Source organism: Qipengyuania sp. (genome assembly GCF_042095715.1).
Taxonomy (GTDB): Bacteria; Pseudomonadota; Alphaproteobacteria; order Sphingomonadales; family Sphingomonadaceae; genus Qipengyuania.
Window position 1 is genome coordinate 21,866 of the sequence record NZ_JBELMO010000028.1, and the last position, 13,027, is coordinate 34,892.

Sequence of the window (13,027 nt, forward strand, 5' to 3'; positions counted from 1 at the left end):
CGCCATCTTTTTACGCCATTTGCCTTGAGGACCTGCCGTGACTCCCTATTCCCCACCGATCCGCGATCAGTTGCTCGCCATTCGCGTTAACGCTGGAATTGCAGAGCTCGCGGCCCATGAGCGCTTCGCCGCGGCGGAGCCCGATCTTGTGGAGGCCATAGTAGAGGGCATCGGTCAGTTCGCTGCCGGAGAATGGGCCCCGCTCAACCGCATTGGAGACCTTGAGGGTGCGCGGCTCGAGAATGGAAAGGTACGCCTGCCCGAAGGCTATCCCGAAGCCTATGGACATTATGTGGAGCAGGGCTGGAATGCCATCGCCGGTCCCACGCAATATGGTGGGCAAGGCCTTCCCTTCACGCTTGCGTGCAATGTGCTGGAAAACCTCGGCTCGGCAAACATGGCCTTCACGCTGCTGCCGATCCTTTCGGTCGGCGCGATCGAGGCGGTCTTTCATCACGGTAGCGAGGCCCAGCAATCCCTCTATCTTCCCAAGCTGGTGAGCGGGCAGTGGTCCGGAACGATGAATCTCACCGAGCCTCAGGCCGGCAGCGACGTGGGCGCGCTCAGGACGACGGCGGAGCCCATCACGGAAGGGGAGCACGAAGGCAAATACCGGATCGCCGGCCAAAAGATCTATATCACCTGGGGTGATCACGAGCTGGCTGAGAATATCATCCACCTTGTGCTCGCGCGCCTTCCCGGGGCGCCCGAGGGAAGCCGGGGCATCTCGCTGTTCGTGGTGCCCAAATATCATGTGAATGCCGACGGCACGCTTGGCCCGCACAACGATCTGAGACCAGTCAGCCTCGAGCACAAGCTTGGCATCAACGCCTCGCCCACCTGCGTGATGAGCTATGGCGACAACGGCGAATGCATCGGAGAGCTGGTGGGCGCAGAGAACCGCGGGCTGGCGGCGATGTTCACGATGATGAACAACGCGCGCATCAACGTCGGCAATCAGGGCGTCCAGATCGGCGAACGCGCGACTCAGCAGGCGCTGGGCTATGCGCGGGAACGCATCCAGAGCGCCCGCGCCGGCTCGCCTGATCGCAATCCGGTGTCGATAGTCGAGCACCCCGATGTTCGGCGCATGCTGCTGCGCATGAAGGCGCTTACCGAGGGGGCTCGTGCGCTTCTCTATTATACCGCCGGCCAGGTTGATCGAGGAACGTTGGGAGACGAGGGGGCGGCCGCCCGGGCGGAAGTGCTCGTGCCGCTTATCAAGGCGTGGGGGACCGATATCGGGGTCGAGGTCGCCAGCCTCGGGGTGCAGGTTCACGGCGGGATGGGCTTCGTTGAGGAGACCGGCGCCGCGCAGCACTATCGCGACGCGCGGATCGCACCGATTTACGAAGGCACCAATGGTATCCAAGCCGCGGATCTGGTCACGCGCAAGCTTTCGCTGGATGGGGGCAATGCTCTGAAAAACCTCATCGCCGACATTCAACGTGATAGCGCCGAGGAACCCGGCCTTTGCGATCTGGCCCGCGACTGCGCCTCTATCGCCGATTGGATGCGGGACAGCGATAACCTGGACGACAGGCTGGCGGGAAGCGTCCCCTTCTGCACGATGCTGGCCGTGGCAGTGACTGGCTGGCAGTTGGCGCGCCAGCTTCGTTCAGGCGAAGAGACAGGCCCGAGCAAGAAAGCCACCGTTCGGTTTTTCCTGGACAGGATCGTCTCGGAAGCTGCCGGGCTGCGAACCAGCGCGACGGCCGGTGCAGCGGACCTCTATGCGGTGTCAGCAGAAGAATTGGTCGCCTGACCTATTCGCGCGCGTATTCCTCACCGAATGCGCCTTGCAAGCCGCTCCGAAGTTCCCGCTGCGGTGGCAGCCTCTCCCCCGTGATCCTCTCGATCGCAGGGGCAGGGTCGGCGTCCTTATCGATCACGCGCCAGATGATCCCAGCTGTATCGTCGCTAACGAGTAGCGCGCCGTCTGCCGCCCAGGATACCCATGTCGGGCGTCCATGCGTCTTGCCATCGTCGGTCAGGAAGCCGCTCAGCACGGGTACCGGTTTGCCTGTCGGATTACCGCGCGCATCGAAGGGGACGTAGACAACGTTGTAGCCCGATGGGGGCTCGCGGTTCCAGGAACCGTGCTGAGCAATCAATGCTCCGCTCGAAAACTTCGGACCCAGCTTGGCACCCTCTCTAGCAAAGACCAATCCGAGCGCGGCAACATGCGGACCCAGCGCATATTCGGGCCGGCGCGTATATTCGGTGATAAATTGGGGCATGGGCGCCTTCACGCGCCGGTCGACATTGTCCTTCCAGTAGACCCAGGGCCAACCGTATTGCGCACCGACGGGCACGTTGGTCAGGTAGTCCGGGACCAGATCGGACCCCAGCATGTCCCGTTCGTTTACAGTGGTCCAGAGCTCTCCCGACCAGGGATTCCAGGCCAGGCCGTTGGGGTTGCGGAGGCCCGCGCCATAGATGCGCTGCGATCGGTTTTCGAGGTCGTACTCCCAGATCAAGGCGCGGCCTTCTTCGGCCTCCATCCCGCGTTCGCCTATGTTCGATGCAGATCCGACGGCGACGTAAAGCTTGGAGGCATCCGGGCTGAGCAGAAGATTGCGCATCCAGTGATTGGGCCCGGGTGCCAAATCCATGATCTTCACCGGCTTGGTGGACAAACTCGTATCACCAAGGCTGTAGTTGTAGGCCCAGACAGCATCATGATTGGCGACGAACAGGATATCGTTGGCCCAGGCAAGACCTGACGGACTGTTGAAGTCGTCCCCCAAGACGAACCTTTTATCGGCTTTACCGTCACCAGTCGTATCGCGGAGCAGCACTACCTTGTCAGGCGATCCTGTGTCACTGCCCGCCCTGCCGAAGAGAAAGCCTGCAATCTTGTCCTCTATCCAGTTATGCTCGCCCGGAGCCCTCACGGCGGGCGCGTCGGTTAGCGAAACCAGAACATCGCCGTTTGGAAGAGTGAGTAGGGTCCGCGGGTGATCGAGGCCTTCCGCGAAACGGCTGACCGACAGCCCCTCGGCCGGAATAGGCGTGTCGTTGGCGCCCCAGCCGATCGGTTCTGCGATGCCGATCGTGGGGAAGGTCTCCGCCTCGGGCTGCTGCAATGTAGGATCGGTACCGGTCACATCGCTCCATGGGAGATCCGCTCGGTCTGGTCTGGTGAAGACGAAAGCGGCAATCGCCAAGACCACCAGAATGACGAGGAGGACGAAGCCGATCTTCTTGGCGATGCTCATAATCGCGGCTTTAAGCCAGCGCCGCCCTTGCGGCAATGGCGCAGCAGCTTACATCGCGTGGCCATGTATGATTTCAAGCCCACACCCGACGCTCCCAAGAACGCGATCTATCGTGATCTTCTCTCCGCTGCGGAGGGGTTGACCGCTGGTGAGCGTGACGGCGTGGCCAATATGGCCAATGTGGCGGCCCTGCTGTGGGAGTTTCTTCCCGATCTCAATTGGGCTGGCTTCTACAGGGTGGTCGATGGCGAACTGGTTCTCGGACCATTCGCAGGTCGTCCGGCCTGTATCCGCATTCCGTTCGGGCGCGGCGTTTGCGGAGTGGCTGCGAAAGATGCGGCAACTCAAGTGGTTGCCGACGTCCATGCCTTTTCCGGCCATATCGCCTGCGATCCAGCAAGCCGGTCGGAACTGGTCGTGCCGGTCCAGCGGGAGGGCGTTGTCATAGCGGTGATCGATCTCGACAGCCCTTCCCCGGCGCGCTTCGATGACGAAGATGCCAAGAGTATTGAAGCATTGGCAGCACTTCTCAGCAAACGGATCTAGTCGCGCGGCGCAACTCGAAAGCTGCGCTTAGCGGTCCGCATCTGGTCGCATTTGTAACTATAGAGGATCTGACATAGTCTTGGGGAGTGTTTGACGGCTCCTCAGATGTCGCCCCCGGTCAGACGCTGGCAGATCAGGTCCAATTGATCGAGGGTTCGATAACGTATTGTAACGACACCCTGATTTGGCGCCTTTTCCACAGTGATTCTGACAGACATCCCAAGGAATTCCTCAAGATGGCTTTGCACCGCAGCGAGATCTGCGTTTGCGGGACCGGGTTCGGTTGCCGGGCCCGATTGTCCCTCTACCTTGCTTGATGTTAGGCCAGGCTTGCGGGTTAGGCGCTCGACTTCACGGACCGATAAGTTGTCCTTGGCTGCTCGTTCAGCGATTGCCACCGCTTGGGGATGGCCGATCAGGGCCCGCGCATGGCCCATCGCCAATCGACCATCAGCCAGAAGGCCGAGGACCTCTTCTGGAAGTTCGAGCAGGCGCTGAAAATTCGCGACGTGGCTGCGCGATTTATCGACCATCTTTGCGATTTCGGTCTGCGTCATGCCCTCCTCTTCCGACAGTCGCCGATAGGCCCGTGCCTCTTCGACGGGGTTGAGGTCTTCGCGCTGGATATTCTCGATCAAGGCGAGCGCCATGACCTCCCGATCGTCCAATTCGCGAACGATGGCGGGAATTTGATGAAGCTGCGCCTTCTGTGCGGCCCGCCACCGGCGTTCCCCAGCGACAATCTGGTATTGCGCTTGTCCCGCGGGCCGGACGATAATCGGCTGAATCAGTCCGCGTGCTTTGATGGATTCGGCCAGTTCGGCGAGCGGCCCCTCCTCGAATTGCGTACGTGGCTGGTCGGGATTTGCGCGAATGGAAGAGATATCAAGCGAAACCAGCCCTTTGGGACCTGCCTCAGTTGAAGCAGACGCGTGATCGTCTGCCGGCGGCCGGCCGCTGAGGCGGATGATGGGCTCATCACGGCGCATCTCGCCCATCAGGGCCCCCAAGCCGCGCCCGAGCTTGCGGCGCTCGGTTGCCTTTGGGTCGCTATCGCCGCTCATGCTGCCACCCTTTCTTTTGGCAAGCGCGCGATCAGCTCACTCGCCAGCGCGATGTAGGCGCGGCTTCCGGCGCAGTGGTGATCATAGACGAGGGCTGGCATCCCGTGGCTGGGGGCCTCCGAAAGGCGAACGTTGCGAGGGATAACGGATTCGAAAACCAACTTACCGAGACAATCGCGAACATCTTCAGCGACCTGATCGGTGAGACGATTACGACGATCGAACATGGTGAGGATAACGCCGACGATTCCAAGTTCGGGATTTAAGCTTTGCTGAACCCTGTCGACTGTTTGCAGGAGCTGACTGAGACCCTCCAACGCAAAGAATTCGCATTGAAGGGGGACTAACAGCGTGTCCGATGCCGCAAGGGCATTAAGGGTGAGTAACCCCAAGGACGGGGGACAGTCGATGAAGCAGATATCATACCGAGCGGATTGCGCGTTCCGGTTAAGAGCATCAGCAAGCCTATGCGTGCGCCCCTCGACCTGAACCAATTCCACCTCGGCCCCCGACAAATCTTGAGTGGCCGGCACGACATCAAGACCCGGGATGCTCGTTTTGTGCGTGCAATCGGACAACACCGCATCTTCAATAATCAGGTCATAGCTTGATAATCTGCGCTGATCAGCTCCAATGCCTAACCCTGTGGACGCATTCCCTTGCGGGTCCAGGTCGAGCAACAGCGTTCTCCAACCGATGGCAGCCATCGCGGTAGAGATGTTGATGGCGGTGGTGGTTTTGCCCACCCCACCTTTTTGATTGGCGATCGCTACGGTGATCATGTCGCTAGCTCCAGCTTTCCTTTCCCGATCACAATTCCAGCTTCCGGGTCGGTGCATGAAGGTTCCACGTGAAACATCTCACGGTGCTCTGCGTCGAGTGTGTTTACATCTTGCCAAGCGTTGCGCCCTTTCGGCAAGACCCAACGCGTCTCAGGTGTGGAGAACCGTGCTGAAAGAGAGACCAAACGGATCATGGGTGCGAAGGCTCGGGCGCTTATTACGTCGACAGAAAATTCAGGGAGCGCCTTCACGTCACACCCATCCACTTCGCAATTTTTCAACCCGAGCTGTCCTGCCGCATGCCGTAGCCATTCAATCCTTAGCCGCCTCGATTCCACCAAGCGCACCGACATCGCCGGACGAGCGACCGCGATCACCAACCCAGGAAAGCCCGCGCCGCTGCCTAAGTCGAGCCAGCTTCCTGTTTCACGTGAAACGTGATCTAGAAGCTGAATAGAATCGGCTATGTGACGGAGCCATATCTGATCGATTGAAGATTTCGCGATCAGGTTCTGATGCTCATTCTCGTCAACCAACAGGCTTACCAAGGTCTCCAGCTTATGAAAGGCCGCGCCGTCGCACCGCTCTCGGACGAAAATTTTCGCCCCCCCCTCTCCCTCAATCATGCAGCCTCACGAAGCTTCCTGGCGTGGACCAATAAAGCGGCTAGTGCAGCGGGGGTAACGCCGCGAACGAGGGAGGCGGCATCGAGAGTTTGCGGATTGCTCACCGACAATCTCTCGATCATCTCATTCGAAAGACCCGGGACTTTTGCATAAGGAAATCCATGCCCCAACTGTACACGACCGTTGGCGTTTAAGTCGGCGATTTCTCTGTCTTGGCGGGCGATATAAGGCGCATAGAGCCTCTCCTCCTGTTCTTCCATGATGAGCGTCTGAGCGAACATGCCGGCAGGATCTTCCTCCCGCTCCAGGGCCTCCCTCAAGCGATCCCTTTCCTCTTCCCGACCCATGAACCACTCCGCCCGCTTCGGTCCTATGCAGCCAAGCTCCATCCCTATAGGAGTGAGTCGAGTGCCGGCATTCGCCGCTCTCAAGCGCAACCGATATTCCGCGCGTGATGTCAGCATGCGGTAGGGCTCGGTAACGCCCTGCAAAGTCAGATCGTCCACCATTACCGCGATATAGGAGTTGCTGCGATCAAGGGGTGGCGAACTTCTTCCCAGCGTCGAGCGCGCCGCATTCAAACCTGCCCAAAGACCCTGTGCCGCCGCTTCTTCATAACCGGTCGTGCCGTTGATCTGGCCCGCGCAATATAACCCGGAGATGGCCGCCAGTTGAAGATCGGAACCCAACGCTCGGGGGTCGATGTGATCATATTCGACCGCATAGCCAGGAACGGCAATATCTGCTTGGCTTAATCCAGCCATCGATCGGATCATGTCCGTTTGAGCATCCACAGGGAGCGACGTACTTATTCCATTGGGATAGATTAGATGGCTATCCAGTCCTTCCGGCTCCAAAAAAATCTGATGCCCGTCTCGATCGCCGAAGCGCTCGACCTTGTCCTCGATCGACGGGCAGTAGCGCGGACCCTTCGCATCGATCGCTCCCGTAAAGAGCGGAGAGCGATGCAGGTTGTCCCGAATGATCGCATGCGTATCACTATTGGTGCGCGTTATTGCGCAAAAGACTTGAGGGTTCCCCCGCCCACAATTCAGCGGAGACATTGTCCAAGTGTCGACGTCCGATGGTTGCTCCTCCAAGGACGACCAATTGATCGTTCGTCCATCGAGCCTCGGCGGCGTTCCTGTTTTCATGCGACCCATAGGGAGATCATACTCCCGCAATCGCTCGGCCAAACGATGCGCTCCCGCCTCGCCAACCCGGCCACCCTTGCTTCGCTCCTCTCCACAAAACATGGTGCCACCCAGGAAAGTGCCTGTACAAAGGATCACGTTGGGAGCCTGAAGCGTATCTCCCTTTTTCAGCACTAGCCCGCTGACTGCCCCGCCCCGAACCAATAGGTCGGTGACTTCGTCTTCAATAATCTTGATAACGCCCACAGAAGCCAGACGCGACTGGATCGAACGTCGAAACAAGGCCCGGTCCGCCTGGACGCGGGGGCCCCAGACAGCGCTTCCCTTCGAACGATTGAGCATGCGGTAATGGATAGCGGCATCATCAGCGCAAACGCCCGATAGCCCATCCAGCGCGTCAATTTCGCGGACCAGATGTCCTTTCCCAAGCCCACCGATGGCGGGATTGCAGCTCATCGTCCCAATCATGTCCGCGCGGAAGGTCACCAGCGCTACTGTGACGCCCATGCGAGCGCAGACAGCTGCTGCCTCGACACCCGCGTGCCCACCTCCAATTACAACAACGTCAAATCGCATTCGCTCGCCTTAAAGAAAGGATAAGCCGGAGCAAAGGCATGTTTCACGTGAAACAACTTGCCCTTATTTTCCGATGCAAAATTGCCCGAAAAGCGTATCGAGCATGTCCTCGGTATGGCTATAGCCCAGCAGAGCATCAAAAGCCTTTCGCGCGACCCGCAACCGTTCTGCCATCAGCAGGATATTACCCCACTCATCGCGCTCCTTCAAACTACCAAGCGCGACGTCGACATGGTTTCTATGCCGCGCGTTCAACACTGCTACGCCGGGCTTCGGCAAGAGATGCTTCGCCCGATCCACGATGATGGTGAAAAGATCGGAGAGCCCATATCCGGTAACGGATGAAACCACACACGCAGGCGCCATTTTCATTTCGGCGTTCGGATCATCCTGCCTTACTTCGATCTCGATTGCACCTTGCGGACCCTCACCCTCGGGGCCGAGCCACAGAACGAGATCAGCCCGACTTAACTCCGCACGCGCACGCGCGATGCCGACCTGTTCGATCTCGTCACCGTCCGTGTTTTCTCTCAAACCAGCCGTGTCGAGAAGAATCAGGGGTAGTCCGCCAACCGCTATCGAACGTTGAAGAACGTCCCTAGTCGTCCCCGCCACCGGAGAAACGATCGCGGCCGGCTCGTCAATTATCGCGTTGAAAAGACTGGACTTTCCCGAGTTCGGCGGGCCAGCCAACGCCACCCTTACCCCCTCGCGCAAGCGTTCGGCGGAAGGCCGCGCAAGCCAGCTCTCCATCTCGGCGACAAGTCTGTCGCACTCTCCCCAAAACCCCTCGCCAAGATCGGTTACGTCTTCCTCGTCGGAGAAATCCAGAACCGACTCGACTTGCGCTGACAGCATGAGCACGCGGTCGCGCCAGTCGCGTGCCGCTTGGGATACGCCGTCGACCAGACCGGCCTGAGCCGCCTGTCTCTGCAACTCGGTCTCGGCCGCGAGCAGGTCGGCCAATCCTTCCGCCTCGGCCAGATCGAGCCGCCCGTTTTCGAAAGCACGCCGGGTAAATTCGCCAGGCTCAGCCCCGCGGAGCCCCGGTAATGCGGACAAGCGCCGCAAAACGGCGTCAACAACGGCGCGTCCCCCGTGAAGATGAAGCTCCCCGCAATCCTCCCCGGTCGCGCTTCGCGGCCCCGGAAACCACATGACGAGACCCCGATCGAGGATTTGACCCTGCCCATCCACGATCCGGCGAAGCGAAGCCTGTCGGGGGGGAGGCAAAGCGCCGGTCAGCTCCTCAAGCGTCGCTTTCGCCTCACCGCCGCTTATTCTCACAACGCCGATGGCGGCAGGCGGCGAGCCGCTCGATAAGGCGAAAATCGTGTCCTGCATCGCAATGCTGCAATACTACGCGCCGGTCCCGCTCTCTCCATCGCCGGACTTGCCCCGGCGCGATGACGCGGCCGCCCCTTCCATGAAGCTCTGGAAAAGCTTGAAGCCCGCCTGCCCCATCGGGGCCATCTGCCGCGCATATTCCTGCAATTTGTCGGTATCCGACACACCCTGCATCGCCTTCGACATCATATCGACATAGATGTCGTTTGCTTTGCCGACGTCGGGCAAACCCATGAAGCTTCGCGCCTCTTGGGGCGTACAATCGATCTCGACATGGACCTTCATCGCGCGTTCTCCGTTACGCCAGTGGATCCTTCTTACTTGGGTTTGCCACCCCGGCAAGGCAAGCTAGGCGGGTCATTCGATTTCAAAGGGAGCCTTGTATGAGCGAAACGGTCACCATCGACACACTCGACGGGAGCGGAGACTTCGCCGCCTATGTTGCGCGACCATCGGACGCGCCGAGGGCGGCCATCGTGGTCATCCAGGAAATCTTCGGCGTGAATGCCGGCATCCGCCGCAAATGCGACAAGTTGGCCGAAGACGGCTATCTGGCAGTCGCGCCCGATCTCTTCTGGCGGCTCGAACCCGGCATCGAACTCGACCCCGATGTCGAGCCCGAATTTCAGCGCGCTCTCGATCTCATGGGCAAATTCGACCAGGACGAAGGCGTCAGAGATATCGAGGCGACCATCAAATGGGCCCGCGGCGAAACCGATGGCAAGAAGATCGGAGCGGTCGGGTACTGCCTGGGCGGTCGACTTGCATTCATGACCGCCGCGCGAACCGACAGCGATGCGACCGTGGGCTATTACGCGGTGGGCGTCGACAATCTCCTCAGGGAAAAGCAAACGATCGCGAACCCACTGATGCTTCACATTCCGACCGAGGATGGTTTCGTCGACAAGGAAACGCAGAAGGCGATGCACGAGGGTCTGGACGACCATCCCAAGGTAACGCTGCACGATTACGAGGGTATGGACCACGGATTCGCGACGGAGTTCGGCGATCGTCGCAACGAAGCCTGCGCGGACAAGGCCGACGAGCGGACGAGCGCATTCTTCGCCGAGCATCTCGCCTGATGCGTAACAAGGCGGCGCTGCGCCCGTCGTCGGAATTGTTCATGCGGTTCGGCATTCCGGTAACGCTGATTCTCATATCCGCGATCTTCGCGCTCGTCCCATGGCTCCGCCCCGGACTGGTGATCACCGTGCCTCTCGTGCTGGTGGCGCTGTGGGATTTCTTCCAGAGACGCCACACCTTGCGGAGAAACTACCCGCTGCTGGCACGAGTGCGCTGGTTGATGGAGGACCTGCGTCCCTATCTGAGAGCCTATGTCGTCGAGGGCGATCTCGAGGGCCGTCCCTTCAATCACGACGAACGTGCCCTCGTTTACGCGCGCGCGAAGGGGCAGCTCGATTCCCACCCCTTCGGCACCGAGCTGGACGTGTATTCGAGCGAATACGAATGGCTCGCGCATTCCATCGCCCCCAATGCCGATGCACCCCCGGAATGGCGTGTCGAGGTGGGAAGTTCGCAGTGCCGCCGACCCTACTCCGCCTCCCTGCTCAATATCTCGGCAATGAGCTTCGGATCGCTGTCCGCCAACGCCATCATGGCGCTCAACAAGGGTGCCGCCGCGGGCAATTTCTACCACGATACCGGCGAGGGCGGGCTCTCACGATACCACAGATCGCACGGGGGCGACCTCGTGTGGGAGATCGGAAGCGGATACTTCGGGTGCCGCGACGAGGACGGTCACTTCGACCTGGCCAAATTTACCGACACGGCGCAGATCGATCAGGTCAAGATGGTGGAAATCAAGCTCAGCCAGGGCGCAAAGCCGGGCCATGGTGGCGTCTTGCCGGGCAGCAAGGTCACCGAGGAAATCGCCGAGGCACGCGGCGCTCCCGTCGGACAGGATTGCGTATCCCCCGCCGCCCATTCAAGTTTCAGCACCCCCATCCAGATGCTCGAATGGGCTGCAAGGCTGCGGGAGGCGTCCGGTGGCAAACCCATCGGCGCCAAACTCTGCGTGGGCAAGCCTCACGAGGTCTTCGCGATCGTCAAGGCGATGCGCGAGACCGGTATCACGCTCGATTACATCGTCGTCGACGGGGCCGAGGGCGGGACCGGCGCCGCACCGGTCGAGTTTTCGAACCGCATCGGAATGCCGCTGCGCGAAGGGCTGATCCTGGTTCGCAACGCCCTGGTCGGCTGCAATCTCAAGCCGCAGATAAAGCTGGCCGCGGCCGGAAAGGTCCACTCGGGCGCGGGCATGGCGTTCAATTTCGGCATGGGCGCGGACTGGTGCAATGCGGGGCGCGCCTTCATGTTCTCACTTGGGTGCGTCCAGTCGATGAAATGCCATACCGATCAATGCCCCACGGGAATCGCTACGCAGGACGCGACCCGGCAACGCGGTCTGGTGGTGGGGGACAAGGCGGAACGCGTAGCCCGTTTTCAGCGCCATACCCTGCACAGCTTCCGGGAGATGGTGGTCGCGATGGGGCTCGAAAACCCCTGGCAGATCCGGCCCAGCGACATTTCCGAAAGGCTCAACAGCGCGCGGTCCGATCCGATGAGTTCGATCTATCCGTTTCTCGAGCCGGGCGAACTTCTGGCCGATGTCGAGCGAACACCTTATGCCGGATACTGGCGCGCAGCGAGCGCGCAGCAATTCAGGGCGGTAGCATGAGAGCGAAGGCGGGATTGGAACAATGGCACCGGGTCGTCGAAAGCGGGAGCTCGCCCGACTTGCTTGCCGATCTCATCGCGGAAGAAGCGGTCTTTCATTCGCCCGTAGTCCACACCCCCCAGCGCGGCCGGCCGGTCGTTACCGCCTATCTTTCGGCAGCCGGCACGATTCTAGGAGGAGAAAGCTTTCGCTACGTCCGCGAACTGGTCGATGGGAACGAGGCGATGCTCGAATTCGAGACCGAGCTGGACGGGATCCACGTTAACGGCATCGACCTCATCCGGTTCGACGAGGCGGGCAAGATCGTGGATTTCAAGGTGATGGTCAGGCCACTGAAGGCCGTCAACAAGGTCTGGGAAACGATGGCGGCTCAACTCGCCGGCGCTTGACCCTCCTCAGGCCGCGCGCCGTTCTGCAAGAAATGTCCGCACCGCCGACGGAAGACCGGCGCTCTGTCCCTGCCAGGCCGTTTCCAGTTCGCGCAGCGCGTCGTCAGAATTGCTCAACCGCTTCATCCGCCAATTGGGAAATGCGCGAACCTGCGCTGGCGCGCGATGCACCACGCGAATAGAATGGTGGCGGGGATCTTTCTCCAGCCGACCCAAAAGGTCGTCCAGAGCCATGAGCGGGCCTTCGACATACTGCAGGAACGTACCATCCCTAACGAACAGGAAACCTGTAATGTCGCAACTCGGATTGTTTCGAGCCGAGCGTTCGATGATTTGAAAAAGATCCGCCGATGTCAGCTCCGGCCGGGCGACACTGGTGTAAACCAACTGATGCATGGAAAGTCCTCGATCAAGAGGACTGGAATAAGGCACCGGCGTTAAGCAAAGCTTAGCGCCGGTGCCACGCATCGAAAATCGCTGCCCAACTTGCGTGCTTGACCGCAAACCTACTGGTTCATGGTCGCGAAGAAATCCTCGTTGGTCTTGGAATCCTTCATCTTGTCGAGGAGGAATTCCATCGCGTCGATCGTGCCCATCTGCATCAGGATGCGGCGCAGCACCCAC

Annotated in this window: 13 protein-coding genes; 5 read left to right on the plus strand and 8 right to left on the minus strand. The window is 60.2% G+C overall.

Annotated features, from left to right (window positions below; genetic code table 11):
- The first annotated feature begins 37 nt into the window (after positions 1–37).
- Entirely contained in the window at positions 38–1,765 is a 1,728-nt protein-coding gene (locus ACFDTG_RS08490) for an acyl-CoA dehydrogenase (protein WP_375290596.1), read from the plus strand.
- 1 nt (position 1,766) lies between these two features.
- Here ACFDTG_RS08490 and ACFDTG_RS08495 read toward each other — a convergent pair whose 3' ends face one another.
- The gene (locus ACFDTG_RS08495; protein ID WP_375290597.1) at positions 1,767–3,221 is read right to left on the minus strand and encodes a PQQ-dependent sugar dehydrogenase; all 1,455 of its coding nucleotides are present in this window, start codon (positions 3,219–3,221) and stop codon (positions 1,767–1,769) included.
- 63 nt (positions 3,222–3,284) lie between these two features.
- On the opposite strand from ACFDTG_RS08495, the gene ACFDTG_RS08500 reads away from it, so the two are divergent.
- On the plus strand, positions 3,285–3,767 hold the full coding sequence (locus ACFDTG_RS08500; RefSeq protein WP_375290598.1) for a GAF domain-containing protein: 483 nt from the start codon (positions 3,285–3,287) through the stop codon (positions 3,765–3,767).
- A 101-nt stretch (positions 3,768–3,868) separates the two neighbouring features.
- On the opposite strand, the gene ACFDTG_RS08505 is transcribed toward ACFDTG_RS08500, so the two are convergent.
- The 6 genes from ACFDTG_RS08505 to ACFDTG_RS08530 all read right to left on the minus strand — a co-directional run bounded on the left by ACFDTG_RS08505 (position 3,869) and on the right by ACFDTG_RS08530 (position 9,601).
- On the minus strand, positions 3,869–4,831 hold the full coding sequence (locus ACFDTG_RS08505) for a ParB/RepB/Spo0J family partition protein (protein ID WP_375290599.1): 963 nt from the start codon (positions 4,829–4,831) through the stop codon (positions 3,869–3,871).
- Complete coding sequence (locus tag ACFDTG_RS08510) at positions 4,828–5,613, minus strand: ParA family protein (RefSeq protein WP_375290600.1); 786 nt, start codon at positions 5,611–5,613, stop codon at positions 4,828–4,830. The genes ACFDTG_RS08505 and ACFDTG_RS08510 overlap by 4 nt, the downstream gene beginning before the upstream one ends.
- Entirely contained in the window at positions 5,610–6,239 is a 630-nt protein-coding gene (rsmG, locus tag ACFDTG_RS08515) for a 16S rRNA (guanine(527)-N(7))-methyltransferase RsmG (protein WP_375290601.1), read from the minus strand. Before rsmG ends, ACFDTG_RS08510 begins: the two co-directional genes overlap by 4 nt.
- Positions 6,236–7,969: a tRNA uridine-5-carboxymethylaminomethyl(34) synthesis enzyme MnmG gene (gene mnmG, locus ACFDTG_RS08520; protein ID WP_375290602.1), complete on the minus strand. Its 1,734-nt coding sequence runs from the start codon at positions 7,967–7,969 to the stop codon at positions 6,236–6,238. The genes rsmG and mnmG overlap by 4 nt, the downstream gene beginning before the upstream one ends.
- A gap of 63 nt (positions 7,970–8,032) precedes the next feature.
- On the minus strand, positions 8,033–9,313 hold the full coding sequence (mnmE, locus tag ACFDTG_RS08525; RefSeq protein ID WP_375290603.1) for a tRNA uridine-5-carboxymethylaminomethyl(34) synthesis GTPase MnmE: 1,281 nt from the start codon (positions 9,311–9,313) through the stop codon (positions 8,033–8,035).
- Between the two features lie 15 nt (positions 9,314–9,328).
- Complete coding sequence (locus ACFDTG_RS08530; RefSeq protein ID WP_375290604.1) at positions 9,329–9,601, minus strand: DUF6489 family protein; 273 nt, start codon at positions 9,599–9,601, stop codon at positions 9,329–9,331.
- Between the two features lie 98 nt (positions 9,602–9,699).
- On the opposite strand from ACFDTG_RS08530, the gene ACFDTG_RS08535 reads away from it, so the two are divergent.
- Genes ACFDTG_RS08535 through ACFDTG_RS08545 form a run of 3 tightly spaced genes read left to right on the plus strand, consistent with a single transcriptional unit; the run spans position 9,700 to position 12,403 of the window.
- Positions 9,700–10,398, plus strand: coding sequence for a dienelactone hydrolase family protein (locus ACFDTG_RS08535; protein ID WP_375290605.1), 699 nt, complete (start codon positions 9,700–9,702; stop codon positions 10,396–10,398).
- Positions 10,398–12,014 (plus strand): FMN-binding glutamate synthase family protein, encoded by a 1,617-nt coding sequence (locus tag ACFDTG_RS08540; RefSeq protein ID WP_375290606.1) that lies wholly within the window; start codon positions 10,398–10,400, stop codon positions 12,012–12,014. The genes ACFDTG_RS08535 and ACFDTG_RS08540 overlap by 1 nt, the downstream gene beginning before the upstream one ends.
- Positions 12,011–12,403, plus strand: coding sequence for a nuclear transport factor 2 family protein (locus ACFDTG_RS08545; RefSeq protein WP_375290607.1), 393 nt, complete (start codon positions 12,011–12,013; stop codon positions 12,401–12,403). The genes ACFDTG_RS08540 and ACFDTG_RS08545 overlap by 4 nt, the downstream gene beginning before the upstream one ends.
- 6 nt (positions 12,404–12,409) lie before the next feature.
- Here ACFDTG_RS08545 and ACFDTG_RS08550 read toward each other — a convergent pair whose 3' ends face one another.
- On the minus strand, positions 12,410–12,871 hold the full coding sequence (locus ACFDTG_RS08550; RefSeq protein WP_375290608.1) for a BLUF domain-containing protein: 462 nt from the start codon (positions 12,869–12,871) through the stop codon (positions 12,410–12,412).
- Between the last annotated feature and the right edge of the window lie 156 nt (positions 12,872–13,027).